Here is a 25849-nt window from a genome sequence, read left to right on the forward strand (position 1 = left end):
CACGCCTCGCCCGCCCGTCGTGGCTATTTTCGTTTAGCGTCCAATTGCAATGTTCTTGATGTGTTCTCATTCGTCGATATGTTCGGCGTATGGTTCAGTCCGCACCCATTGTTGGAGCCGTTCGCGGCCGTGGCGCAAAGTCGAACCACACCGGCCGCTTTGAACGCCAGCAGCGCGAGGACTTCGACGACGGCTGGACCGAGCGCGATCCCCAGCCGCCGCGCATTGACGACACCCTCACCCCGCTGAAGTCGAAGACGATCATCAGCCACAACGACAGCCCCGATGTCGGCTTTTCGGCCTCGATCAATCCCTACATCGGCTGCAGCCATGGCTGCATCTACTGCTACGCTCGCCCCGCCCACGCCTATATGGGCCTGTCGCCGGGGCTGGATTTCGAGAGCCAGCTGTTCTTCAAGCCCGACGCCGGCAAGCTGCTGGAGCGCGAACTGTCGGCGCCGCGCTACAAGCCGCAGTTCATCCACATCGGCGGCAACACCGATCCCTATCAGCCGCTGGAGCGGACGGCGCGGGTGACGCGCCAGGTGCTGGAGGTGCTGGCGCGGTTCAATCACCCGTTCTCGGTCATCACCAAGTCGGCGCTGATCCTGCGCGACATCGACATCCTGGCCGACGCCGCCGCCAAGAACCTGTGCCGGGTGGCGATTTCGGTGACGACGCTGGATCGCAAGCTGGCCCGCAGCATGGAGCCCCGCGCCGCCACGCCCGAGCGCCGGATCGGCGCGATCAAGGCGCTATCGGACGCCGGCGTGCCGGTGATCGTGATGTTCGCCCCGGCCATTCCCGGGCTGAACGATCATGAGATGGAGGCGGTGCTCGAACGCGCCGCCCAGGCCGGGGCCCAAGGCGCGGGCTATGTGGCGCTGCGCCTGCCGCGCGAGATCAAGGACCTGTTCCGCGAATGGCTGGCCAGCGACCATCCTGACCGAGCCAGCCGGGTCATGTCGCTGGTGCGCCAGATGCGCGGCGGGCTCGACTACGACGCCGAATGGAGCAAGCGGATGAAGGGCGAAGGCCCGATCGCCGAGCTTATGTCCCAGCGCTTCCAGGCGGCCAAGAAGCGCTATGGCCTGAACGCCCGCTATGACGGCCTGGACCTGTCGCTGTTCAAGGTCCCGCCCAAGGCTGGCGATCAGGGCGACCTGTTCGGGGGGTAAGCCCCTCCCCTTGAGGCCACCATGACGACCAATGGGGAGGGGAATTACGCCGCTAGCGGCTGAACACGCCCACCAGTTCGACGTGCGGCGACCAGAGGAACTGGTCGACCGGAAGCAGCTTGTCGAGAGTGAAACCCGCGTCGATCAGAATGCGGGCGTCGCGGACGAAGGTCGCCGGATTGCAGGACACCGCGATGGCGCGGGCGACCTTGGACCGGGCGATCTCGGTGCACTGTTCGTAAGCGCCGGCGCGCGGCGGGTCGAAGACGACCGTGTCGATGCGCTTCATCTCCTCGGCCAGCAGCGGCCGGCGGGTCAGGTCGCGGGCCTCGGCCACCACGCCGTGCAAGCCTGGCGCGCTGGCCAGGGCGGCGCTGAGCGCCCGGATCGCAGGCGCCTCGCCGTCCAGCGCCAGCACCGGCGCGATCTTGGCCAGCCTGAAGGTGAAGGTTCCCGATCCGCAGAACAGGTCGGCGATGCGCTCGGCCCCGGACGCGGCCTCCGCCGCCATCTGCGCCATCGCGACCTCGGCCTCGGGTACGGCCTGCAGGAAGCCCCCGGCCGGCAGGGCGACGGTGGCCTCCCCCAGCCGCACAACGGGCTGCCTGGCCAGATAGGCCATCTCGCCATCGAGCGTGACGCGGGCGAAATCGGCCTCGCCGGCGATCTCCGCCAACCGCATCCGGGCGTCGGCCGACAGGCCGCCGCTCTTGCGCTCGACGCCGCTGATGTCGACGTCGATCCCGGTGTCGGTGACCGTCACATGCAGGGTCGGCGCGGATTTCGAATGTTCGAACAGCGGCACGGCCAGCCGGCGCAGCGCCGGCAAGGCGGCCACCAGCCGCGGATCGGCGATGGTGCAGGCGGTGATGTCGATGACATCCCAGGACTTGCGGCCCTTGAAGCCCAGGCGCGCGGCGTCCTTGCGACCCGGCCGGGCGTGCAACGACACCCGGCGACGGCTGCCGGGCGAGGCGGCGAAGGCCGGCAGGACCTCCGTCTCGATCCGCTCGCGCGCCAGGGTGCGGACCAGGCGGTCGACCTTCCAGGCCAGATAAGCGCTGTGCTCCCAATGTTGCAGGGCGCAGCCGCCGCAGACGCCGAAGTGCGGACAGGGCGGGACGACGCGCTGCGGGCTGGCTTCCAGCACCGCCTCGAGTTCGCGGCGCTCGCCGCCAGCCGCCAGACGCACCCGCTCGCCCGGCAGGGTGAAGGGCGCATACAGCGGTCCCGCCGCAATGCCGTCGCCTTCGCCTCCTACAGCCTCGATGACCACCTCCACAGAGGGGCTTACCGCCGTTTCGGCAGGACGGGCCCTGTTCGGCCGCCGGGAACTTCGCATGCTCTAGCTCGTTTTCGCATTCCTGCGCCCCAAAAGCCCAAGTGGGCCAAGGCGCAACGTCACATGAACGAAGATGAACGACCCGCTCAAGCAGCGTTCAGATTCGATCAGTCATTCTCTCTACAGCAGGTGGAGCTCCGGCGCCGCCCTGCGAAATTCTGGAGTCATTCGATGAAACGCGCCCTTACCTTCACCGCCGTCGCGGCCATCGCGGCTTCCACCTTCGTTGTCCCCACCTTCGCCTCGGCCCAGGGCCGCAGCTATGGCTCCGGCGACGTCTGCCGCGAGCAGCAACGCCGCTCGGCCAACAAGGGCACCGTGATCGGCGGCCTGTCGGGCGCTCTGCTGGGCGGCGCGGTCGCCGGCAACGGCGCCAAGACCGAAGGCGCGGTGCTGGGCGGCGTAGTCGGCGCGGTCGCCGGCCATGAAATCGCCAAGCGCAACGTTCAGTGCAGTTCCTATCCGAAGCGGGTGTCGCGCAGTTCCTACCAGCGCAACAACTGCCGCTGGGTCCAAGAGTATTCCGGCAACCGTAATCACAGTTTCGAAGTTTGCCGTGGGCGCGATGGCGTCTGGCGGCCGAGCGGACGGGCCTAAGCCCGCTTTCGCATCACTCATCCCAACAGGGGGACTAAAGACATGAACTTCCGTTCGACCTTCGCCAAAGGCGCCCTCGCAAGCGTGGCCGGCGTCATGGCCCTGGGCGCCGCGGTCTCGGTTCCGACCTTCGCCGCGGCCCAATCGGCCGGCTATTATGGCAACAGCGGCAACACCTACTACGACCCCTGCCGTCGGGACTCGACCAACCGCGGCACGGTAGGCGCTCTGCTGGGCGGCGCGCTCGGCGCAGCCATCGGCTCCAACGCCGCGGCGCGTAACGCCCGCACCGAAGGCGCCCTGCTCGGCGGCGCGCTCGGCGCGCTCGGCGGCGCGGCGGTCGGCAACCGCTCGGCGGCCTGCAACGGCGGCTATCGCGCGCCGCAGACCGGCTATTACAACAACGGCTCGACCACCTACGGTCAGCGCCAGCGCTATGACGACGGCTACTACGCCCAGTCGAACCAGTATCGCCCCGAACCTTATTATCGCGGCGACAGCTACAACGTGACCAACCAGGCGCCCGCCGCCGCCGACGGCTGCACCCTGGCTGAAAGCCCAATCTACCTGCCCGACGGCCGCACGCAGAAACGCTTCGTCCGCGTCTGCCCCGACACCAACGGCAACTATCAGGTCGTCGACTAAGCGCGACGCTGCAGAGCGATCTCGAAAGCCGTCCGCCTCACCGCGGGCGGCTTTTTCGTGATCAGGCCTTCTGGGCCCAGAGCAGGTACTCGTGATTGCCGTCGCCGCCCGAGATCGGGCTGTCGCTGGTGGCGCGCACGAGCCAGCCTGAGACGGTCAGGAAGGCCGACACCTCTTCCAGGGCCCTGCCCCGCGCGGCCTCGTCCTTGACCAGGCCGCCCTTGCCCACCTGGTCGGGGCCGACCTCGAACTGGGGTTTCACCAGGGCGACCAAATCGGCGCCCCGGGCGGCCAGGGCCAAGCCGACCGGCAAGGCCTTGGCCAGGCCGATAAAGCTGACATCCGTGACGATCAGGTCCGGCGCCATCGGGATGAGCGCCGGCGTCAGATTGCGCGCGTCGACGCCTTCCAGGCTCACCACGCGCGGATCGCCGGCCAATTTTGGGTGCAACTGCCCACGCCCGACGTCCACCGCATAGACCCGGGCCGCGCCGTGCAGCAGGCAGACCTCGGTGAAGCCGCCGGTGGAGGAGCCGATATCGAGCACCGTCCGCCCCTCGACCTGCACCGGCCACACGCCCAGCGCATGAACTAGCTTCAGGGCGCCGCGCCCCACATAGGGATGGGCGGCGACGGCCTGGATGACCGCCGCCTCCTCGATCAGTTCGGAGACCTTGGCGATGGCCTTGCCGCCCGCGGTGACGCCGCCGGCCTCGATCGCCGCGCGGGCCTTGGCGCGGCTGTCGAACAGGCCCCGTTCGACCAGGACGACATCCGCGCGTTTTCGGCCCACTCGTGCTTCAGGCCCTTAGGCCTGCTCCTCCTCGAACAGCTTCTTCAGTTCGTTCTTCAAGATCTTGCCATTGGCGTTGCGGGGCAAGGTCTCGTGCCAGAACTTCACCTTCACCGGCACCTTGAAGGCGGCCAGATGCTGGGCGACGTGAGCGCGGATCTCTTCCTCGGTGGCCAAGGCGCCGGGCTTCAGGGTCACCACGGCGGCCGGCTCTTCGCCCAGCGTGCGGTGCGGAATGCCGACGATCGCGGCGTCCATCACCGCCGGGTGGTCGTAAATGACGTTCTCGACCTCGATGCAGTAGATGTTCTCGCCGCCGCGGATCAGCATGTCCTTGGCCCGGTCGATGATGAAGCAGAAGCCCTCCTCATCCACGCGCGCCAGGTCGCCGGTGCGAACCCAGCCGTCGACAAAGGTCTGGGCGGTCGCCTCGGGCTTGTTCCAGTAACCCTTCACGACCTGCGGGCCGCGCGCCCACAGTTCGCCCACCACGTTGGGGGCCAGCACCGTGACGCCATCGGCCGGATCGCGGATTTCCAGGTCGCTGACCGGAACCGCCGGGCCGCAGCTGTCGGGGCGGTTGGCGTAGTCTTCCGCGCCATGCGTGGTCACGGTGGCGCAGGTCTCGGTCATGCCCCAGCCGTTGCCGGGCGCGGACTTCGGGAAGGTTTCCTTGATCTTGCGCACCAGTTCCGGGGCCGAGGGAGCGCCCCCGTACGAAACCGATTCCAGCGACGACAGGTCGTAATCGGCCCGGGCCGGATGCTCGATCAGCTGCCAGGCGATGGTCGGCACGCCGCCGGCCTGCTGGATCTTCTCGCGCTCGATCACCTCGAAGGCGCGGATCACGTCCCACTTGTGCAGCATCACCAGCTTGGCGCCGCCGGCCAGCGACGGGTTCAGCACGGCCATGCAGCCGGTGACGTGGAAGAACGGGATGGAGATCAGCGACGAGCGCTGCGGCGCGGCCGGATCCGGCTGGGGGGGAGCTTCGCCGCGGCGCAGGAACGCGCGCGCGCCGCCGACAGCGCCGGCCATGATGTTGGAGTTCACCGCCCGCTGGGTGGCCAGCGCGCCCTTGGGCTTTCCGGTCGTGCCCGAGGTGTAGAAGATCGTCGCGTCGTCGTCGGGCAGGATCTCGACGCTCGGCAGGGCCTGGTCAGGCAGCTTGCCCCAGTCGCTCGCCGCGCCCAGCACGCTCTCGATGGTGATGACCAGCGGGTGGGCGATCTCCTCACGCGCGCGGCTGACATAGGCGCGGACAAGGTCGGGGCAGTTGGGCAGGTGCTCGGTCAGGCGCTCATAACGCTCGGCGTCCATGATCACGACCTTGGCGCCCGAATCGGTCAGGCCGTATTCCAGCTCCGGGCCGGTCCACCAGGCGTTCAGCGGGGTGACGATCGCGCCCAGCGAGGCCGCGGCGTAGAAGGCCACCGGCCATTCCGGCAGGTTGCGCATGATCAGGGCGACCCGGTCGCCCTTCCCAACGCCATCGGCCGCCAGTTGGGCGGCGAAGGCGGCGACCGCCCGGTAGAAGCCCTCGAAGGTGACGCGCTCGTCCTCATAGACCAGGAAGACCCGCTCGCCGTGGGTGCGGCCCAGTTCGACGACCGCGCGCAGCGATGGTGGCAGGAATTTCCAGGTGCGGGTCGGCACACCGTTGATGACAACGGTCTCCATCTCGGCCGGGGTCCCCGGCGATGTGATCATCGCATGGGCCTGGGCGATGGACATTGCGGGCCAACCGGCGGGCAGCACAGCCTCGGACATGGGCGGGTTCTCCTAATGCTCGCACGGGCATTCACGCGCCCGCATCGTCGTAGGTGAACAAGCATAACCTAGCGTCATAGGCAAACAGACGTTTGACGCTACGTGAGGGTCGCCGCAAACGACCGCGTTATCGCCCCCGCCCCGCGCCGATATCGCCGGATTTTCCCCGGCGCCGCATGCCGCGAAGCTGCAGAGCGGGCGAAGCCCGCCCCGCCTAGACGACGGCCGAGAGCAACGAGAGCGCGTGTTCCAGCTTGGCTTTCGCAGCTTCCGATTCGGCCAGGCGCTCGCGGTTCTCCTCGACCACCTCTTCCTTCGCATTGGCGACGAAGGCCGGGTTGCCGAGCTTCTTGTTCACGTGTGCGATGTCGGAGGCGTGGCCGGCGATCTCCTTGGCCAGACGCGTGCGTTCGGCGGCCAGGTCGATGAACTGCGCGACCGGCAGGGCCAGGGTCGCGCCGTTGACCACGAACGGAATGGCGCCTTCCGGGGCTGTGGCCACGAACTGCAGCTCCGACACCCGCAGGGTCTGGGCGATAACCGCGGCGTTGGACTCGAACACCGCGCGCTGGGCGTCAGTGGCTTCGACAACCAGCAGCGGCGGGCGGGCCGAATGCGGCACGTTCAGCTCGGCCTTCACCGAGCGGCCCTCGCTGACCGCGGCGATGATCAGACCGATCTCGGCGTCAGCTGCGACGTCAGCCAGGCTCTCGGCCAGGTCCGGCCAGCGAGCGGTGATCAGCATGCCTTCAGCGCGGGCGGCGCCGAGGTCGGAGGTCTGCGCCCACAGTTCCTCAGTGAGGAACGGCATGACCGGGTGCAGCATCTTCAGGATCACGTCCAGCGCCCAGGCGGCGGTCGCCTGGGTCTCGGCCTTGGCGGCCTCGTCAGCGCCATTGAGGATCGGCTTGGCGAGCTCGACGTACCAGTCGCAGTAGGTGTTCCAGATGAAGCGGTAGAGGCCGGTGGCGACATCGTCGAAGGCGCAGGCGTCCAGCGCCTTGGTCATGGCCTGGGCGGTGCGCGCGGTCTCGCCGACGATCCAGCGGTTCAGCGTGTTCTTGACCTGGGCCGGATCGAAGCCTTCGGCGCGTGCGCAGCCGTTCATCTCGGTGAAGCGCGTGGCGTTCCACAGCTTCGTGCCGAAATTCCGATAACCTTCAATTCGCTGCGTCGAAAGTTTAATGTCCCGCGCCTGGCCTGACATGGCCGTCAGCGTGAAACGCAGGGCGTCGGCGCCGTACTGGTCGACCAGTTCCAGCGGGTCCATGACATTGCCTTTGGACTTGGACATCTTCGCGCCCTTGGCGTCGCGCACCAGGGCGTTGATGAAGACGCGGTCGAAGGGAACGTCGTCCATGAAGTGCAGGCCCATCATCATCATCCGGGCGACCCAGAAGAAGATGATGTCGAAGCCGGTGACCAGCGTGCTGGTCGGATAGAACCGCTCCACGTCGCTGGTCTTCTCCGGCCAGCCCATGGTCGAGAACGGCCAGAGCCCGGAGGAGAACCAGGTGTCGAGAACGTCCTCGTCCTGGCGCAGGGGTTCGTCGTGGCCGTAGTGCTCGCGCGCGGCGGCCTGGGCGGCCTCCTCGGTCTCCTCGACGAAGATCTTGCCGTCGGGGCCGTACCAGGCCGGAATCCGGTGCCCCCACCAGAGCTGGCGCGAGACGCACCACGGCTCGATGTTCCGCATCCACTCGAAGTAGGTCTTCTCCCAATGGCGGGGCTCGAAGACGGTGCGCCCCTCCTCCACCGCCTTGATGGCGGGCTGGGCCAAGGTCTTGGCGTCGACGTACCATTGGTCGGTCAGGTAGGGCTCGATGACCGAGCCGGACCGGTCGCCATGCGGGACGGCGTGGCGGGTCTTCTCGACCTCGCGCAGCAGGCCCAGTTCCTCGAAGGCGGCGATGACCTTCTTGCGGGCGGCGAAGCGATCCAGGCCCTGATAGTCCTTGGGGCCGTTCTCGTTGATCCGCGCGTCATCCGTCAGGATGTTGATCATCGGCAGGTTGTTGCGCTTGCCGACCTGATAGTCGTTGAAGTCGTGGGCCGGGGTGATCTTCACCGCACCGGAGCCCTTTTCGGGATCGGCGTATTCGTCGGCGATGATCGGGATCGGACGCCCGACGATCGGCAGGCGGACGCACTTGCCGATCAGGTGCTTGTAGCGCTCGTCGGTCGGGTGAACCGCGACGGCGGTGTCGCCCAGCATGGTCTCAGGACGCGTGGTCGCGACGACGATCTCGCCGGTGCCGTCTTCCAGCGGATAGGCGAAGTGCCAATAGTGACCGTCGACCTCGCGCTGCTCGACCTCGATGTCGGAGATGGCGGTCTGGAAGTGCGGGTCCCAGTTCACCAGGCGCTTGTCGCGATAGATCAACTTCTGCTTGTGGAGGGTGACGAACACCTTGCGGACCGCGGCCGACAGGCCCTCGTCCAGGGTGAAGCGCTCGCGGCTCCAGTCGCAGGACGCGCCGAGGCGGCGGAGCTGGTTGGTGATGGTTCCGCCGCTTTCGGCCTTCCATTCCCAGACCTTGGCGATGAAATCCTCGCGGCCCATGTCGCGGCGGCTGACGTTGCCGGCGGCGGCCAGCTGACGTTCGACCACCATCTGGGTCGCGATGCCCGCGTGGTCGGTGCCCGGTAGCCACAGGGCGGCCTTGCCGCGCATGCGCTCAAACCGGATCAGCACGTCCTGCAGCGTGTTGTTCAGCGCATGCCCGATGTGCAGCGAACCGGTGACGTTCGGCGGCGGGATGACGATGGAGAACGGCTCGGCCGCGGGGTCGGAGGTCGGCGCGAACGCGCCCGAGGCCTCCCACATCGCGTACAGACGGGACTCGGCGGTTTTGGGATCGAAGTTTTTTTCAAGCATTTCGATGCGCTGCATACATTTTCGCTCCCTCGCGTGGAAGCGCGATGAAGCGGTTGGCGATCAACATACGAACGCTTTCGTCCCGACGGAGCCGGGACGAAAGCTCGTTGAGCTGTGTTTTGAGGCTTGAACGATCCTCCCGGCCTGCGCCGGGATGGCCGCTAACCTTAACGCCTAGCGTACTCGGCCGCGGGCGATGCGTTCGACTTCCCGGTCGACCGTCGCCTGGACGATCTGGGGCAGGTTGTCGTCCAGCCACTGCTTAAGCAGCGGGCGGAGCAGTTCACGGACCACGTCTTCCAGCGTGCGGCCATCGGCCGGCATCTGGATCGCGGCGGAAAGCTGGCCGAAGGCCGAGGCGGCCGCGGAAGCGGCGACAACGCCGACCAGCCCCTCGGTGGAGGCTGCCGGCGGCGGTTCGGGCTGATAGATGGGCTCAGGCTCGGGCGTGTAGAGCGCCTCTTCGGGCTCCTCGCTCACCGTAGGCGTATAGACATCGAGGTCGCCGAGGGTCTCGACCTTCTCGGTCAGCTCCAGGACGCCGTCATCCTCTTCCGGCTCGGGCTCCGGCTCGAACACCGGCGCGGCGGCTTCAACCGCTGCGGGTTCCGGCTCGGCCTCGGCCGGCGCGGCGCCGTCCGCCGGCGCGTCATCTTCGGAGATGATGCGTCGAATGGAGGCTAGAATCTCCTCCATCGTCGGTTCTTGCGAGGTCTGGTCGGACATATGGGGGGCCATCGCTAGGGCGAAAGAGAATCCGTCGCGCCAAGCTAGGCGCGACGGGGTGATCCTGCAATTTCCACCACACTGCGCAAGCTCCTATTCGCCTATGAGGCGAAAGCTTGCGTCGAAAGGCGCCTAGTTGGGGGCGGCCGCCGGTGGGGTCGCAGGTTGTACTGCGGGCTTCTCGACCGTCTTAGGCGTCGTCAGCCCGTCGACCAAGGCGATCGGCTCCTCCCAAGGAACCCATCCCCAGGTGACCCGCAGCTTGTCGAAGTGGGTCGCCGGGTCATAGCGCGTCACGCTCGGCGTGAGGTTCGGCGCCTCCAGCCGGCCCATCTGAGCCAGCACGAGAGAGGCGGCCACATATTCGTCGCGACGGGCGCTGACCTGGGCCAGTTCGGCCTGGCGCAGTTCCTGTTCGGCGTTCAGGACGTCGAGGGTGGTCCGCAGGCCGACCTGCTGCTCCTGGCGGGTGCCTTCGGCGGCGATCCGGGCGGCCCGCACCTGCTCGTCGGTGGAGCTGATGTTCGAGCGGCTGGCGACCAGCTGGTTCCAGGCCCCCGTCAGGCCCTGCATCACCGAACGACGGGTGGTCTCGACGCCGATGCGGTCGGCGTTGTTGCGCTCCATAGCCGCACGAACGCGCGACGAGGTCAGGCCGCCGGTGAACAGCGGCACGGTCACCGTGGCGCCGGCCGCGACGCCGCGTCCAAACTGATCGGATTCGAACGGGTCGGCCTGGCCGTTGGTGCTGATCGAGCCGGTCAAGCCGACGCTCGGCATCCGCTCGGCCTTGGCGGCGGCGACGCGGGCCTTGCTGGCCTGTTGCGCGTACTGCGCCGCTCGGATCTGCGGGTTGTTGTCCTCGGCGGCCTCATAGGCCTGGGCGACGTCGGCCGGCAGCATTCCGGCCAATGACGGCTCAGGGGCGAGGTCGCCAGGATTTTGTCCCACCACGGCGGCGTAGCCTGCGCGGCTGATGGCCAGTTGCGCCTGGGCCTGGCTGAGTTGGGCCTGGGCGGCGGCGAGCCGCGCTTCGGACTGCGCCACGTCGGTGCGGGTGATCTCACCGACGTCGAAGCGAGCCTTGGATTCGTCGAGCTGGCGCTCAAGAACGCGAACGTTCTCCTGCCGGATACGCAGGGCTTCCTGGTCGCGGCGGGTGTCCATGAAGGCCTGGATCACGGTCTGCAGGACGCTGGCCTCGGTCCGGCGCAGGTTTTCACGGCCGGTGAGGATATCGGCCTCGGCGGCTGACACCGTCGCGGCGACCCGGCCCCCGGTATAGAGCGGCTGCGAGAGCGACAGCGTCGCGCTGAGGCTGTTGCTTTCCACACGGTTCCGCACCCAGCTGTCGCGGATGCCGTTCCCGTCGGTGTCGGCAAACGCGCCGCCCGGCGTCCGGCTCTCGGAATACCCGAATCGGCCAGTGGCCGCGGCCTGCGGGCGATAGCCCGTGCGGGCCTGCACCCAGTTTTCATCCAAAGCACGCTGGGTCGCGCGCTGCGCCTGCAGGGTGGGGTTGGAATCGTAGGCGAGCGCAATAGCCTCAGCCAGGGTTTCGGCGAAAGCGGGTGACGCTAGGCCCAGCGCAAGACCTGCGCTGCAGACCGCGGCGAACAGACCTCCGCGACGACTATTGAACATGCTTACCCCTGAGACGGCGTAGAGAGACCGAGCCCTATATGACCGCCTATTCGGCGCCGGACTAGAGGGCGTGACCTTAAGCTTTTTTCACCCGTAGGTTTCGAGCGTGTTTCACCTACGCCATCTACACCCCATCAACGGCGTGATTTAGGCGCCGGACAGAACGAAGACAGCTTCGCCTAGAAGGCGAAACCGGCTTGCGGCTCGAAGCCCTTTAGGACCGGCGCCATGGCGTCGAACAGGGTGCGACGGCCGATACCATCCTCGGCGCGGAGATACAGCGCCGCCTTGCCAGTGGGGCCCTCACGCTCGATCACGCCGAGCCGGCCGCCCAAGACCAGCGCCGCCAGCCACGACTCAGGGGCGCGGGTGACCGCGCCCTCAACGATGATCAGGTCGTAGTTCGAACCCGAAACGGCGGTCAGGTCATCGCCATCCAGCCGGTCCACGGTCAGACCCAGGGCCTCCAGGACCGCCGCCGCATAGGGGGCGGCGATGGCCAGGGCCCGCTCGCCCGCCTGGGGCTTCAGCGCCTGCAGCAGTTTGGAGACCTCGCGCGGCCGCAGCAGATAGCGATCGGGAGCGTACTCGACCGCCGTGTCGGCATAGGCCTGGAAGCTCCGCTCGGCGGGAATCAGGCCCTCGCGGGGAATCGCCCGCATGGCGTCGTGCAGGCGCACGTCCGTCACGTCGTTGGTGCGGACTTGGCTCTCGACCATGTTGAGCCGGGCGGCGGCGAAATCGGCGGCCATGATTCCTCGACGTAAGAAGGCGTAGGGATACGAAACTTTCGCGCGCTTATAGGTCCGCCCTTAACCTGAAGGCAATCGGAGCCTGCAAGAGAGATTGCCGTAGGCGGGCCGTTCTGTTAGCGATCCGCCCTCCCCGGCCCAAAGCCGGCGGCGGCCTGATGGCGGAGTGGTTACGCAGCGGACTGCAAATCCGTGCACCCGAGTTCGATTCTCGGTCAGGCCTCCAAATTTTTCAAACACTTAGCGAACGCCCCGAAGGGGTGGTTTGCAAAACCGGCCCTCAGCTTATGGCGGCTTCATGGTCACACGAGGGGTCTGGCGCGGTGAAACGCGTCAGAAATGACTGAGATACCCGCCGTCGACGGCGATGACCTGCCCGGTGACGTAGGACGCCGCGGGCGAGGCCAGGAACACAACGGCCCCAGCGATTTCCTCGGGTCGACCCCAACGGCCCAACGAAGTCCGCTTCTGGAGATAGGCCTCCACCTCGGGATCGGCCGACATGGCCTGGTTGGCTTCTGTCGCGAAATAGCCGGGCGCGACCGCGTTGACGGTGATCTGGCGGGGGCCAAGCTCCGCGGCCAGGGCGCGGGTGAGCGCTTCCAGCCCACCCTTGGCGGCGGTGTAGGCGGCGTCTCCGGACCTGGCGATGGGACCGGCGATCGAGGTGATGTTGATGATCCTGCCGCCCGCGGGCATGCGCTCGACGACTAGCCGAGTCAGGTCGAACGGGGCGACCAGGTCGATCTCCAACAGTCGGCGCACGGCGGCCCGGTCCAACGCCCCAAGCAGCCGGCGGTCGCGAACGCTGGCGTTGTGGACCAGAATGTCGAGGCGGCCGTGCCGGGCCATCAAGGCCTCGATGGCCGCGCCCACGGCGGCTTCATCCTCAAGATCGGCGACGCAGACATCGGTCTGGAGCGACGAGTCCTGATCGGCGATGAGCGCTGCGGCGCTCTGAAGCCGCGCAAGATCGCGGCCGTGCAGCACGACGAGAGACCCAGCCCGAGCCAGGCCAAGCGCGATCTCGAAACCAAGGCCGCCGGCCGCGCCGGTGACAAGAGCCACCTTGCCGCGAAGATCGAAGGGAGACGTCATTCCTCCCCATGCCACATTCGGGGAAACCCGGACCAGTCACGAGGTCGCAGCCGTCGCTTCTGTTGCAAAATTGGGCCTGCTCCCCAATCTATGCCTGGACGCGCAGACACCCTGGCCCCACCCCAGGGTCGGCGTCTTACAGAGCAACGCCCGCGCCCTCCCCCCAGCGCGGGCGTCGTTCGTCAGCCAGACCGGAGAACCCCGTGACCAAGCCCATGAAGATCGACTTCGTCTCGGACGTCTCATGCCCCTGGTGCGTCGTCGGACTGGGCGGCCTTGAGGAAGCCCTACGCAAGGTCGGCGATCTGGTGCAGGCCGATATTCATTTCCAGCCGTTCGAACTCAATCCGAACATGCCCCCCGAGGGGCAGAACATCGTCGAGCACGTCGGCCAGAAGTACGGCGCGACGCCCGAACAGTCGGCCGCCAACCGAGCGGCGATCCACGCCCGGGCCGCCGATGTCGGGTTCACGATGGTCACGAACGACCAGAGCCGAATCTACAACACCTTCGACGCCCACCGGCTGCTGCACTGGGCCGGGATCGTCGGCGGTCAGGCGAAGCTGAAGCGCGCCCTGTTCGACGCCTATTTCACCAACGGTCAAAACCCGGCCGACCACGACGTGCTGGTGGCCACGGCGCAGGCGGCCGGCCTCGACGAGGCGGCGGCGCGCGAGGTGCTGACGTCGGGGCGCTACACCGAGGAGGTCCGCGCCGCCGAGCACCGCTGGCAGGCCGCGGGGATCAACTCGGTCCCGGCCGTGGTGATCAATGACCGCTACCTGATCTCGGGCGGTCAGCCGGCGGCGGCTTTCGAGCAGGCCCTGCGCACCATCGCCGCCGAGGAGGAATCGGCCGCGGCCGAGGGCTAACCGCTCCCCCCGCGAACGAACGGGAATGGCTCTTTAAGTCTTTCTGGTCCTAAGCTGAGCGCTCTTATCTTCCAGATGAGAGAACGCAGGTGGCGGTTCAACGAACTGAGAGAGCGCTCGTCGACGTCATCGACAGCTTGCACGCCTCGGCCTATGGCGAGCTCGAATGGAGCGACGCCCTCTATCGGCTTCGCGACTTCCTGGGCGCCTCGGCCCTATGCGTCGCGCGCCACGCGCCCGATCTCGACGAGATCGACGGCGTGGGGACCTGCGCCGACCCCGACTATCATCTGAAATACGTCACCGAGTTCCGGGGCCGAAACCTCGTCTGGAACGCCGCCGCCGCGCTGCCCGAGCAGGCGCTCTACCATGAGGCGACGCTGTTTGGCGGCTCGGCCCTGCGCCGGACGAGGTTCTGGAACGAATGGATGGCGCCGCAGGACATGGTCTGGTCCATCGGGGCCAAGATCGGCGAGGCCGAACGCGGCAGCTGGCTGATCGGCGTTCAGCGGGGCGGCGACACGGACTTTGACGAGGCCGACCTGCAGGCCCTGGACCTCATCCTGCCGACCCTGCGGCGGGTCGTTTCGATTCGCGCGCGGATGGGGGTTTTCTCTCCGGGCCCCGACCTCTCCCTCGCCGCCCTCGACCGGCTGACGATCGGCCTGCTGGTCGTCGACCGGGGCGGCGCGATCGTCACCATCAACGCCATGGCCGAGGAACTGCTCGCCGCCGCCGGAGCCGGGCTTCACCGCACGCCCAGTGGCCTGCGCGCGAGCAATCCCGCCACCCAACGCGCCTTGGCCGGTCTGATCGACCTCAGCTGCCGGCGAGAGGCGCGCCAGGGTGGATCAGGCGGCTACATGGTCGTGGGCTCACCTGAGCAGGAGGGCTGTGATCTGGCGCTGCATGTCGGGCCGTTGCCGCTCGCCATCGCGCGCGAACACGACCACGCGGCCTACGCCATCGTGCTGATCCGTCCGGTGACTGGCGCGCCGGTCGCCGAGCATAGCCTTGAGAGCCTGTTCGGCCTGACCCCGGCCGAGGCGCGCATCGCCGCGGCGATGGCCGCGGGACGCAGCATATCGGCCATCGCCAGCGAGCAGGGGTGCGCGGTGAATACGGTCCGCAACCACTTGGCGCGGATCTTCGGCAAGACCGGCGCGCGCCAACAGAGCGAACTCGTCAGCCTGCTGCACCAGACCGCCTTGCCGATCCGCGGCTAGGCCTGCCGGGATCAAGGTCGCCCGGCCTTCCGTAGGACTACTTAAGGACGTCTCCCGAATTTTCTTCGGCGCCGCTGAACGCCAGCATGAGCTTAGTTCTCAGGAGTTCAGACATGACGATTTCAACCCTCTATCTGGCGATGGTCGTCGTCGCCTTTTCAACCTTCGCCGTGACCATGGGCGGCGTCGCGATCTGGAGCTCGATGGGCAAGGCCCGAGCCCGCTAGGACGAGGATCAGGCGCGTTCGGCCAGCATGGCCATGCGCACCAGCTCCGAAAGGCTGGCCGCCTTCATCTTGGTCATGACGTTGGCGCGGTAGATCTCCACCGTGCGCGGGCTGATGCCGAGGTCGAAGGCGATCACCTTGTTGGCGTGGCCCGCCACCAGCCCCTCCAGCACCTCGCGCTCGCGGCCCGACAGGGAGGTCATCCGCGCCATGATATCGGCGGCCTCCGCCGCGCCGCGCCGGCCCTGCGCCCCGCTTTGCAAGGCCGTCGCGATGGCCGCGAGCAGGACCTCGTCGTCAAACGGCTTCTCGATGAAGTCGGCGACCCCGGCCTTCATCGCCTCCACCGCCAGCGGCACGTCGGCATGGCCGGTGAGCATAATGATCGGCAGGGCGAACCCTTGCCCCTTCAGCCGCCTGACCAGCTCGATCCCGGTCATTTCGGGCATCCGCACATCGGTGACGACGCAGCCGCCCGTCACCTGCGGCAGCGCCTCCAGGAAGGCGACGGCCGAGTCGTAGGCGCAGGCCTGCAGGTTCGCCGTCTCCAGCAGGAAGGTCAGCGAGTCGCGAACGGCGGGATCGTCGTCGATCACGTGCACCAGTTCAGGCATCCAGTTCCTCGTCCTCTACGCCGCGCAAAGTGAAGTGGAAGGTGGCGCCGCCGCCCGGCGTCGGCTCCACCCAGATCCGGCCGCCATGGGCCTCGATGATCGTGCGCGAGATCGACAGCCCCACCCCCATGCCATGGCGCTTGGTGGTTATGAAGGGCTGGAACAGTTGATCGACCACCTCGGGACTAATGCCCGGCCCGGTGTCGGCGACGCTGACCTGCACGAGATGCTCCTCGACGGGGCGAACTCTGACATGCAGTTCGCGGCGGGCGCAGTCCTCCATGGCGTCGACGGCGTTGCGGATCAGGTTCAACACCACCTGCTGGATCTGAACGCGATCGGCCAGGACAAGATGCACGGCCGGATCCAGATCGAACTGCACCCTGATTCCGTGCTCCTTGACCCCCACCAGGGCCAGCGCGCCGGCTTCCTCGATCAGTTTGGGCAGGCTCTCGACCCGCCGCTCGGTCTCGCCGCGCGACACGAAATCCCGAAGCCGGCGAATGATCTCCCCGGCGCGCAGGGTCTGCTCGCTGGCCTTCTCCAAGGCTTCGGTCAGGCGCTCGCGGGGAATTTCCTCAGACCCCAGCAGCCGCACCGATCCGCGCAGATAGTTGGATATGGCCGAGAGCGGCTGGTTCAGTTCGTGGGCCAGGGTGGAGGCCATCTCGCCCAGGGCCGTGAGACGCGAGATGTGCACCAGTTCCGACTGCAGCTCCTGCAGCCGGGCCTCGGTCTGCTGGCGTTCGGTCAGGTCGCGGATGAAGCCGGTGAAAAACCGACCGCCCTCGGTGCGCATCTCGCCCACCGCGAGCTCCATCGGAAAGGTCGAGCGATCCTTGCGCTCGCCCACCACCACCCGGCCCATGCCGATGATCCGCCGCTCGTGGGTGCGGTAGTAACGTTCCAGATAGCCGTCGTGGGCCTCCTTGTGCGGCCCGGGCATCAGCAGGCTGACGTTCAGCCCGATCGCCTCGGCGGCGCTCCAGCCGAACAAACGCTCGGCGGCGCTGCTGAAGGATTGGATGATCCCCGCCTCGTCGATGACGATCATGGCGTCGGGTACGGTGTCGAGGATCGAGCTCAGATGCGCCTCGCGGGCGATGAGGTCGCGATTGATCGCCGCAGCTTCCCGGCGAGAGCGCTGGAACCACTCGCCGCCGGTGACGATCGCCGCGGCCACCCCGGCGAAAACCACGGCGCTGGCGATATCGGCCCGTCCCAGCGGCGCGGTGCGCATCGCCAGGGCCAGGCCGCAGCCAAGACCGAGCAGCGCCGCCAGGGCGCCAGGCGCCGCGCCGCCATAGGCCGAGGCCAGCACCACCGCCGGCACGAACACCAGGAACGCCACGCGATCGCCGACGACCGGCTGCAGGATCAGGTGCGCGGCGACGCCGGCGCCGGCGGCCAGCACCGCGACGAGGACGCCTGTCCAAAGGTTCGACCTGATCTGCAGCCTGCGGCTCCTGCGGTTCATCGTCCCCAAACCCTTAGCCGAACCGGCTCGGGGCGGGAGCTAAGGGGTTTCCCTTAAGAGCAAGACACGGATGTTGTCCAAGCCTGCCCGCGCCTATCGCTGCCGATGAGCTCGGCGCCGCCCCGGCGACCAGCATCATCAGGAGCCGGACATGACCGCCCCCGTCGTCGACGCCACTCTCCATCACCAGCCTGTCGGCGCCTCCGACCGCGTGGCCTATGGCTTCGTGAAGCTGCTGCGCTTCTGCGCCGACACCTTCTTCGCCAAGCGCTACGGCCACCGCGCTGTGGTCCTCGAGACCGTCGCCGCCGTCCCCGGCATGGTCGGCGCCACGCTCAACCACCTGAAGTGTCTGCGCCGGATGTGCGACGACAAGGGCTGGATCAAGACCTTGATGGACGAGGCCGAGAACGAGCGGATGCACCTGATGACCTTCATCGAGGTCTGCAAGCCGACAGCCTTCGAGCGGTTCGTGGTCGTCGCCGTCCAGTGGGTCTTCTACCTGTTCTTCTTCGGCCTCTACCTCGTCTCTCCCAAGACGGCCCACCGGGTGGTCGGCTACTTCGAGGAGGAGGCGGTGACCAGCTACACCCACTACCTCGCCGAGATCGACGAGGGCCGTTCGGAGAACGTGCCCGCCCCGCAGATCGCCAAGACCTACTGGGACCTGCCCGACACCGCGACCCTGCGCGACGTGGTCCTGGTGGTCCGCGCCGACGAGGCCCACCACCGCGACGTCAACCACGGCTACGCCAACGAGCTGATCGGCCTGCCGCAAACGGCGGTCGCGCCCTGCCCGCCGCACGTGGTGCTGGAACCGACCTGGAAAGCCGCCGCCTGAGGCGAGAGGACGCGAAGCGCCCGGATCATCGGTCCGGGCGCCTCCACATGTCAGCCATGATCAAACCCGCCCCCTTGCTGCTCGTCGACGACGACCCCGCCGTGCGGACCGCGTTGAAATTCGCGCTGGAGATCGACGGCTATGTGGTCGAGACCTATGCCGACGCCGAGAGCCTGGCCGCCCGCCGCGACATGCCCTTGGGCGGCTGCATGGTGGTGGACTATCAGCTGCCTGGAATGAACGGCCTGGATCTGGTCGAGACCCTGCGTCGTCGGGCGGTGTCGCTGCCCGCGCTGCTGATCACCACCAACCCCACCCGACAGGTTCGCAGGCGCGCCAAGGAGGCCGGCGTGGACATCGTCGAAAAGCCGCTGCTGTCGAGCTCGCTGAGCGACGCCGTGGCCCGCCTGCTGGCTGGCTCATAGGGCCTAAGACAACCGCCTCCCCGCGCGGCGGCCCGCCTGGCGTGTCGCCCCGCCCGCGCAGCACCCTTGCCGTGCGAATTTTCGACAAAATTGTGACGATCCGCACCGGATCAGCGATCACGCACAAAATATCGGCTTGACCGATATTGTATACAGTGTGCACAACTTTCGCGATCAGACCGAGTCAGAATCTGAACGCGATTTCTACCGTCGCACAATAAGGGGAAACACAGGACGCGCCTTGAGCGCTCGCGCCTCCATGGACGGCGCATCCAAGTTCAACATCTCAAGTAACAAACGCGGATGGATAAGCACATCTTCCGCGAATGACTTCTTACGTCCGCAATATCGGCGCAACGCCCCGATTATGGATGAAGACATACTCTGACTTTCATCAACCAGCCGCTCAGTCTCAGTCGCTGAAGCAGCTTGGGACAAGAAAAAAATAGGGAGAGATATGATCAAGTTCCAACAGTCGGGCACGCCCGCCGTCGGCCGCCGCCGAAAGCTCCTCCTCAGCTCCGCCGCTCTTATCGCCATTGTCGCGACGCCTCACGCCGCCCTGGCCCAGGCCGACACTTCGGTCGAAGAGATCGTCGTCACCGGCTCCAGCATCCGCGGCGTCGCCCCGGTCGGCTCGGCCCTGATCGGCATCGATCGCGCGACGATCACCCAGACCGCCCCGGCCAACACCAAGGAGCTGATGGCGACGATTCCGCAGCTAGGGAACTTCGGGGTGAACGCCGAGCAGTCGACGCCCGACCGGTTCCGCACCGCCGGCTTCCAGCCCAACATCCACAATGTCGGCATCTACGCGACGCTGACCCTGTTCAACGGCCACCGCTTCGCCCCGGTGGGCGGCGAGGCCGTGTTCCCTGACCCGTCGATCATCCCGGTCATCGCGGTTCAACGCGTCGAGGTGATCGCTGACGGCGCCTCGGCGGTCTACGGCTCGGACGCCGTCGCCGGCGTGGTGAACTTCATCTACCGCAAGAACGTCGAGGGGCTTGAGGCCAGCGCCACCTATGGCTGGAACGACACCCGCTATCAGAAACGGGACTTCGCCCTCATCGGCGGCCATTCGTGGGACAGCGGCGCCGTCATGGCCGCCTACGAGTACTCGGACAACAAGTCGCCCCTGAACAGCCAGATCGACTTCCTGGCGCTCGGCGGCGACCAGCGCTCGCGCGGGGGCCGCGACCTGCGGGGCTCCAACTGCCTGCAGCCCAACGTCACCGTGAACGGAACCACCTACGCCTACCCCAACTGGAACGCCGGCCGGAACCTCTGCGGCCTGCTCGACCAGGGCACCATCGTCCCGGACGGCAAGCGTCATGCGGTCCTGGTCACCGGCCGCCAGAAGCTGAACGACACCGTCGAGCTTTGGACCGAGATCAACTACTCGAAATACAACACCCGTTCGTTCGGCGGGCAGACCTCGCTCAACCTCATCATCCCGAACACCAACCCCTACTTCCAAACGCCCCCCGGCGTCGCAGCCTCGCAGATCCAGATCGTCCGCAGCGCGCTGGGCCTGTTCCCGTCGCGCTTCAGCACGCAGTCCTCGGAGGTCTACGGCGTCACCCTGGGCGGCGACTTCGACCTGGGGAACGACTGGCGCGGCGTCGCGACGCTCCACGCGTCGCGGACCAAGGACAACAACAACGACCCCGAACTCGACCTGGTGAACGCCGACGCCGCGGCCCGGGGCACGACGCTCGCGACCGCCCTGAACCCGTTTGGTCAGGCGGCCGACAACAACGCCTCCGTGCTCGCCAGCATCGACAACGGCTATCGCCGGATCAACGACACCAGCCAGCGCCTGCGCGAGTTTCAGCTCAAGGCCGACGGCCCGGTGTTCTCGATCCCCGGCGGTGAAATCCGCGCCGCGGTCGGTGTCGACTCCCGCACCGAACAGGCCCTGCAAACCCAGATCAGCGGCTCGCCCGCCCGCAAGATCATCGACGTTCGCGACGACGACATCAGCCGCAACATCTGGGCCGGGTTCACCGAACTGAACATTCCGCTGTTCAGCGATCAGAACGCGCGCCCGGGCCTGCAAAAGCTGACCCTGTCGCTGTCGGGCCGGTACGACTACTACGAAAAGTACGGCGGACAGTTCAATCCGAAGGTCGGCGTGGTCTGGGAGCCGGTCCGAAACCTGGCCCTGCACGGCAGCTACGGCACCTCGTTCGTGGCCCCCAACCTTGGCCTGACCACCAGCAAGTTCGGGTTCCTGGGATCGCGGGACCAGAACACGGTGATCACCGACTGGAAGACCGGCCAACAGATCACCCGGCCGTTCGACATCTACAACATGGGCGGCGGCAACCCGGACCTGGAGCCGGAAGAAGCCACCACCTATTCGGTGGGCGCGAACTTCACGCCGGACCAAGTGCCCGGCCTGCGGATGGGCGTGAGCTACTACAACGTCGAGTATCGCAACACGATCTATAAGGCGAGCTTGACCGACGTGATCACCAACCCGGCTTTCGAAGCCTATCGGACCATCTACCCCACCGCGGCCCAACTGGCGGCGGCGATGGTCGAGGCCCCGCCGGAAATGGAAGTGCAGCCCTACGTCACCTGGGACGTCATCTTCCGCTCCTACGCCGTCAATCTCGGCATGCGGAAATTCGAGGGCCTGGACTTCGACGCCGGCTACGACTTCTCCACCGAAAACTTCGGCAGCTTCAGCCTGGCCGCGAACGCCAACCGCAAGCTGGTGGACAAGCAGCAGGTGCTCCCCAACGCCCCGTTCAACGACCGCCTTGGCACCGATCAGGCGGTGAAGTGGAAGGGCCGTGCGGCGCTCACCTGGAACCTGGCCCAGGCGACCGTCGGCCTGTCCGCCAACTATGTCGGCTCGTACCGCTACAACAACGGCAGCACTTGGAAGAAGGCCGACTCCTGGCTCACCTACGATCTGGTCGGGAACTACGCGCTCGACAAGATCCGCGAAGGCCTGTCGATCCAGGCCCGGGTGGTCAACCTGTTCGACAAGGAGCCGCCCTTCGTCGACAACGCCAACGGCTATCTGCCGGCCCTCGCCTCGCCGTTCGGCCGGCAGTTCGAGATGACCCTGCGCGCGAAATTCTAGCCGCGGCTTGAGAGACGATAGTGGGCGGTCATCCAGCGCTGGGTGGCCGCCCTAATTCGTTCCAGACCTCAGAGCGAGGTGCGAACCTTGAACAGTTCGGGGAAGAACGAGCCCTCCAGCGCCTTGGCCAGATAGGCCGCGCCGGCGCTGCCGCCGGTGCCCTGCTTGAAGCCGATGATCCGCTCGACGGTCTTCAGGTGAGCAAAGCGCCACTGCTGGAAGCGGAACTCCAGATCGACCAGCTTCTCGGCCAGCTCGTAGAGGTCCCAATAGCGTTCCGGGTCGCGATAGACGGTGACCCAGGCGGCTTCGACGGCCGGATGCTCCACATGCGGCTGGCGCAGATCGCGCTCCAACAGGTCGGCCGGAAGATCGAAGCCCCGCCGCGACAGCAGCCGGACGCACTCGTCATAGAGGCTGGGCGCCGCCAGGGCCGCCTCAAGCAAGCCGTGGACCTCTGTCCCCTCATGGACCCGCAGCATGGCGGCGTCCTTGGCTCCCATCAGGAACTCCAGCATCCGATACTGGAACGACTGGAAGCCGGAGCTCTGCCCCAGATGCGGGCGCAGCGCGTGATAGTCGCTGGGCGTCATGGTGCCGAGCACGTCCCAGGACTGGATCAACTGCCCCTGGATGCGGCTGACCCGGGCGATCATCTTGAACGCCGGCCCCAGATCGTCGTCGCGGATATGCTGGCGAGCGGCCGACAGTTCGTGGATCGACAGCTTCAGCCACAGCTCGGAGGCCTGGTGAATGATGATGAACAGCAGTTCGTCGTGCTCGTCCGAGCGCGGACGCTGGGCGGTCAGCAGGGTGTCGAGCCCCAGATAGTCGCCGTAGCTCATCGACGGAGGGGTGTGCAGTTTGTCGCTCATGTGACCGCTGAAATCTCGTTGAAGCGCGCCTGGCGCCATTCGCCCGTGGCCATGATCGCGGCCAGCCGGTCGACGGCGTCCCAGACGTCGACATATCGCACATAGAGCGGGGTGAATCCGAACCGCAGCACGTCAGGCGCGCGGAAGTCGCCGATCACCCCGTGATGGATCATCGCCTGCATGATCGGATAGCCGTGCTGATGGATCAGCGCCGCCTGGCTGCCGCGCTGGGCGGCGTCCCTCGGACAGCCCAGTTCGAACCCCTCGCAGCGTTCCAGCGCCAGATCGAGGAACAGGTCGCCCAACGCCATCGACTTGGCGCGAACCTGCCCCATGTCGACCCCGTCGAAGGCTTCCAACGACGCCTCCAGCGCGGTCAGCCCCAGCACCGAGGGCGTTCCGCAGAGTCCTCTCAGCACACCGGCGGCGGGGGCGTAGTCGTCGTTGAAGGCGAAGGGGGCGGCATGGCCCATCCAGCCGGTCAGCGGCGAGCGAAATTCCGCGTGCAAGCGTCTGGCGACAAACAGGAAAGCCGGCGCGCCGGGTCCACCGTTCAGGTACTTGTAGCCGCAGCCGACGGCCAGATCGGCGTCGCAGCCATTGAGGTCGACGGCGAGAGCGCCGGCCGAATGGCTAAGGTCCCAGAGCGCCAGGGCCCCGACCTCGTGGGCCCGCGCGGTCAGCGCCGCCATGTCATGCAGACGGCCGGTCTTGTAGTGCACATGGGTCAGCAGCAGCAGGGCCACGCCCTCGTCCAACGCCTCGTGCAACCGCGAAGGCTCCACCACGCGAAGCTCGATGTCGCCGAGCAGATCCCGCAACCCCTGCAGGATGTAAAGGTCGGTCGGGAAGTTGCCGGGCTCGGTGACAATGACCTTTCGGCCCGGCCGCAGCTTCAGGGCGCCGGCCGCCAGCTTGAACAGGTTCACCGAGGTCGAGTCGGCAGCGATCACCTCGTCGGCCTGCGCGCCGATCAGCGGGGCGATCCGGGCGCCGACGCGGCTCGGCAGTCTGATCCAGTCGGCGGTGTTCCAACTGGTGATCAGGTCCCTGCCCCATTCATCGCGGACCGCGGCCTCCAGCCGGGGGCCGACATTGCGCGGCAAGGCGCCGAGGGAATTACCGTCGAGATAGATCTGGCCCTCGTTCAGGGCGAACAGGGCGCGCCGCCCTGCCAGGGGATCGTCTTGGTCGAGTTTCAGGCAGTCGTCGCGGGTCAGCATTCGCCGCTCCTAGCTGCGATCGCGTCCGCTCGCCAGAGCCTGCGAACCGATCAGAGCCCGGGTTCGGGCTTGTAGGACGGCTGGTCGATGGCGATCTGCTCGGTGATGTTGGCCTTCAGCGCCGCCAGCAGGCCGGGCGTGTCGCGATCCATGGCCCCGTCGCGCAGCCGCGCGCAGAGTGCGGCGTTCAGCGTCGCCAGGTCGCCGTCCTGCCCCAGCAGGCCGGAGAGCCGCGCGATCGCCGCAGCCTCGGCCGCCGGTCCCTGGACCAACTCGCGCCGCACGACGCTGAGCGCATTGGCGGCGACCCGGGCCAGGAAGGCGTCGCGAGGTTCGAGGCTGGGGCGCACGCTGTCGATCCAGCCGGCGACGGCGTCCAGCAGTTCTTCAGCTCGGGGATGCTCGATCACAGTCCGTTCTCCAGCAGGGTGACAAGGTCGATCTCGGTCTCGGAGACCCGGCGCCCGATCATCGGCCGCTCGACCGAGGCGTCCGTCCCGTTGGCGTAGCTGGCGTACATCATCAGGCACATGACGCCCCATTTCAGCGACCCCAACGCCTGCCAGTAGAGGACCCTCTCCAGCGGGATCGCTTCCCCGCCCGCCTCGACATAGCCGTCCAGCAGGTCGCGATATTCGCCAAAGCCGCCGACCGGCCGATCGCTGCGCCCGAACCGCCAGGAGTTGACGCAGATCCAGCCGAGGTCCTCGGCCGGGTCGCCCATGTGCGAGAGCTCCCAGTCCAGGACGGCGGCGACGCCCTTGTCGGGGTCGACCATCAGGTTGCCGTTCCGGAAGTCCCCGTGCAGCAGCACGGCGGGCCGTGGTTCCGGAGCCCGCTTTTTCAGGTGCTGGAACGCCAACTCCAGGATCGGCCGCTCCGCGCCGGACGCGCGGTAGATCTCCTCGTAGCGGGCCAGTTCGGCCAGGGCGTCGACGGTCTTCAGGCCTTCCGGCGGCTGGGCCGAATGGATCTGCGCCAGGATCGCCCCGCACTGGCGGGCCAGGGCCGGCCTGACGGCGTCGAAACGGGGATCGGAGACGATCTTGCGGCCCAGGGTCTCACCGCTGATCCGCCGGGTGATGTGCGCCTCGCCCAGGCCGTCCTGCGGCCGGGCCAGATGGACCAGGGGCGCGACCGGCGCCCCGACCTTCTCGGCCGCCGTGATCAGGGCCGCCTCCACCTCAAGCGAAACCGAGCGGGCGGCGTCCGGATCGAACGATCCGACGCGACGGCGCAGGATCAGCTCGTCCCGCCCACGGCCGCCGACCACCGCGAACGCCCAGGTCTGCATGCTGGCCCCGCCCGACAGGCGTTGCAGGTCGGCGATCTGCGCGCCCTCCCCGCCCAGGGTCGGGGCGAGCCCCTTCAAAGCCTCGAAAACCTCGCCCTGCATGACGCCACGGCACCTTCCAACGGATCTAAGCTGGCGATCTGGAAGGTGTTTTGGCGCGCTGTAAACGGTCAATCGCACCGGACTAGCCCTGACCCGGCGGAAGCTGAAACCTGGGTTAGAGTGCTTCCAAACAAGTCGAACGCCGGGTCC

The 25849-nt window shown here is 67.2% G+C and carries 22 protein-coding genes and 1 tRNA gene; 9 read left to right on the top strand and 14 right to left on the bottom strand.

Going from position 1 to position 25849, the window contains the following annotated elements:
- The first annotated feature begins 89 nt into the window (after window positions 1–89).
- The gene (locus ASE02_RS20755) at window positions 90–1178 is read left to right on the top strand and encodes a PA0069 family radical SAM protein (protein WP_056737001.1); all 1089 of its coding nucleotides are present in this window, start codon (window positions 90–92) and stop codon (window positions 1176–1178) included.
- A gap of 52 nt (window positions 1179–1230) precedes the next feature.
- On the opposite strand, the gene ASE02_RS20760 is transcribed toward ASE02_RS20755, so the two are convergent.
- Window positions 1231–2460: a class I SAM-dependent RNA methyltransferase gene (locus ASE02_RS20760; RefSeq protein ID WP_056737002.1), complete on the bottom strand. Its 1230-nt coding sequence runs from the start codon at window positions 2458–2460 to the stop codon at window positions 1231–1233.
- Window positions 2461–2691: 231 nt separating this feature from the next.
- Between ASE02_RS20760 and ASE02_RS20765 the strand changes: the two genes are divergently transcribed.
- Together ASE02_RS20765 and ASE02_RS20770 are read left to right on the top strand one after the other, a co-directional pair.
- A complete protein-coding gene (locus ASE02_RS20765) occupies window positions 2692–3117 on the top strand; it encodes a glycine zipper 2TM domain-containing protein (RefSeq protein ID WP_082602246.1) in 426 nt (141 codons plus the stop codon).
- 42 nt (window positions 3118–3159) lie between these two features.
- Window positions 3160–3762 (top strand): hypothetical protein, encoded by a 603-nt coding sequence (locus tag ASE02_RS20770; protein WP_056737004.1) that lies wholly within the window; start codon window positions 3160–3162, stop codon window positions 3760–3762.
- A 61-nt stretch (window positions 3763–3823) separates the two neighbouring features.
- Here ASE02_RS20770 and ASE02_RS20775 read toward each other — a convergent pair whose 3' ends face one another.
- The 6 genes from ASE02_RS20775 to ASE02_RS20800 form a co-directional block, all read right to left on the bottom strand.
- Window positions 3824–4555 carry a TlyA family RNA methyltransferase gene (locus ASE02_RS20775; RefSeq protein ID WP_056737006.1) on the bottom strand — a complete coding sequence of 244 codons (732 nt, stop codon included), beginning with the start codon at window positions 4553–4555 and terminating at the stop codon, window positions 3824–3826.
- Window positions 4556–4570: 15 nt separating this feature from the next.
- A complete protein-coding gene (locus ASE02_RS20780) occupies window positions 4571–6325 on the bottom strand; it encodes a class I adenylate-forming enzyme family protein (RefSeq protein ID WP_056737008.1) in 1755 nt (584 codons plus the stop codon).
- A 214-nt stretch (window positions 6326–6539) separates the two neighbouring features.
- A complete protein-coding gene (locus tag ASE02_RS20785; protein ID WP_056737419.1) occupies window positions 6540–9203 on the bottom strand; it encodes a valine--tRNA ligase in 2664 nt (887 codons plus the stop codon).
- A gap of 174 nt (window positions 9204–9377) precedes the next feature.
- Complete coding sequence (locus ASE02_RS20790) at window positions 9378–9929, bottom strand: DUF2497 domain-containing protein (protein ID WP_056737011.1); 552 nt, start codon at window positions 9927–9929, stop codon at window positions 9378–9380.
- Between the two features lie 132 nt (window positions 9930–10061).
- The gene (locus ASE02_RS20795; RefSeq protein WP_056737013.1) at window positions 10062–11573 is read right to left on the bottom strand and encodes a TolC family outer membrane protein; all 1512 of its coding nucleotides are present in this window, start codon (window positions 11571–11573) and stop codon (window positions 10062–10064) included.
- Window positions 11574–11752: 179 nt separating this feature from the next.
- Entirely contained in the window at window positions 11753–12325 is a 573-nt protein-coding gene (locus ASE02_RS20800) for a protein-L-isoaspartate O-methyltransferase (protein ID WP_056737014.1), read from the bottom strand.
- Between the two features lie 152 nt (window positions 12326–12477).
- On the opposite strand from ASE02_RS20800, the gene ASE02_RS20805 reads away from it, so the two are divergent.
- Window positions 12478–12551 (top strand) — tRNA-Cys (locus ASE02_RS20805).
- A 107-nt stretch (window positions 12552–12658) separates the two neighbouring features.
- On the opposite strand, the gene ASE02_RS20810 is transcribed toward ASE02_RS20805, so the two are convergent.
- Window positions 12659–13423 (bottom strand): SDR family oxidoreductase, encoded by a 765-nt coding sequence (locus tag ASE02_RS20810; RefSeq protein ID WP_056737016.1) that lies wholly within the window; start codon window positions 13421–13423, stop codon window positions 12659–12661.
- A 203-nt stretch (window positions 13424–13626) separates the two neighbouring features.
- Between ASE02_RS20810 and ASE02_RS20815 the strand changes: the two genes are divergently transcribed.
- Both ASE02_RS20815 and ASE02_RS20820 read left to right on the top strand, forming a co-directional pair.
- The gene (locus ASE02_RS20815; RefSeq protein ID WP_082602247.1) at window positions 13627–14295 is read left to right on the top strand and encodes a DsbA family oxidoreductase; all 669 of its coding nucleotides are present in this window, start codon (window positions 13627–13629) and stop codon (window positions 14293–14295) included.
- An 89-nt stretch (window positions 14296–14384) separates the two neighbouring features.
- Window positions 14385–15521: a LuxR C-terminal-related transcriptional regulator gene (locus ASE02_RS20820; protein ID WP_056737018.1), complete on the top strand. Its 1137-nt coding sequence runs from the start codon at window positions 14385–14387 to the stop codon at window positions 15519–15521.
- A gap of 235 nt (window positions 15522–15756) precedes the next feature.
- Here the strand turns inward: ASE02_RS20820 and fixJ are convergent, their stop codons facing one another.
- The gene (gene fixJ / locus ASE02_RS20825) at window positions 15757–16362 is read right to left on the bottom strand and encodes a response regulator FixJ (protein WP_056737020.1); all 606 of its coding nucleotides are present in this window, start codon (window positions 16360–16362) and stop codon (window positions 15757–15759) included.
- Entirely contained in the window at window positions 16355–17839 is a 1485-nt protein-coding gene (locus ASE02_RS20830) for a sensor histidine kinase (RefSeq protein WP_056737022.1), read from the bottom strand. The genes fixJ and ASE02_RS20830 overlap by 8 nt, the downstream gene beginning before the upstream one ends.
- 151 nt (window positions 17840–17990) lie before the next feature.
- On the opposite strand from ASE02_RS20830, the gene ASE02_RS20835 reads away from it, so the two are divergent.
- From ASE02_RS20835 to ASE02_RS20845, 3 genes are all read left to right on the top strand, one after another.
- Window positions 17991–18680: an alternative oxidase gene (locus ASE02_RS20835; protein ID WP_056737024.1), complete on the top strand. Its 690-nt coding sequence runs from the start codon at window positions 17991–17993 to the stop codon at window positions 18678–18680.
- A 47-nt stretch (window positions 18681–18727) separates the two neighbouring features.
- Window positions 18728–19105: a response regulator transcription factor gene (locus tag ASE02_RS20840; RefSeq protein WP_200957733.1), complete on the top strand. Its 378-nt coding sequence runs from the start codon at window positions 18728–18730 to the stop codon at window positions 19103–19105.
- A gap of 457 nt (window positions 19106–19562) precedes the next feature.
- Window positions 19563–22205 carry a TonB-dependent receptor domain-containing protein gene (locus ASE02_RS20845; RefSeq protein ID WP_056737027.1) on the top strand — a complete coding sequence of 881 codons (2643 nt, stop codon included), beginning with the start codon at window positions 19563–19565 and terminating at the stop codon, window positions 22203–22205.
- A 68-nt stretch (window positions 22206–22273) separates the two neighbouring features.
- On the opposite strand, the gene kynA is transcribed toward ASE02_RS20845, so the two are convergent.
- The 4 genes from kynA to ASE02_RS20865 are packed head-to-tail and all read right to left on the bottom strand — an operon-like array spanning window position 22274 to window position 25699.
- Window positions 22274–23080 carry a tryptophan 2,3-dioxygenase gene (gene kynA, locus ASE02_RS20850; protein ID WP_056737028.1) on the bottom strand — a complete coding sequence of 269 codons (807 nt, stop codon included), beginning with the start codon at window positions 23078–23080 and terminating at the stop codon, window positions 22274–22276.
- Window positions 23077–24303: a kynureninase gene (kynU, locus tag ASE02_RS20855; protein WP_056737030.1), complete on the bottom strand. Its 1227-nt coding sequence runs from the start codon at window positions 24301–24303 to the stop codon at window positions 23077–23079. Before kynU ends, kynA begins: the two co-directional genes overlap by 4 nt.
- Before the next feature lie 50 nt (window positions 24304–24353).
- Entirely contained in the window at window positions 24354–24713 is a 360-nt protein-coding gene (locus ASE02_RS20860) for a DUF6285 domain-containing protein (RefSeq protein WP_056737032.1), read from the bottom strand.
- On the bottom strand, window positions 24710–25699 hold the full coding sequence (locus ASE02_RS20865) for a phosphotransferase family protein (protein WP_056737034.1): 990 nt from the start codon (window positions 25697–25699) through the stop codon (window positions 24710–24712). The genes ASE02_RS20860 and ASE02_RS20865 overlap by 4 nt, the downstream gene beginning before the upstream one ends.
- Between the last annotated feature and the right edge of the window lie 150 nt (window positions 25700–25849).

The sequence above is a fragment of the Phenylobacterium sp. Root700 genome, from assembly GCF_001429025.1.
In the GTDB taxonomy this organism is placed as follows: Bacteria; Pseudomonadota; Alphaproteobacteria; order Caulobacterales; family Caulobacteraceae; genus Phenylobacterium.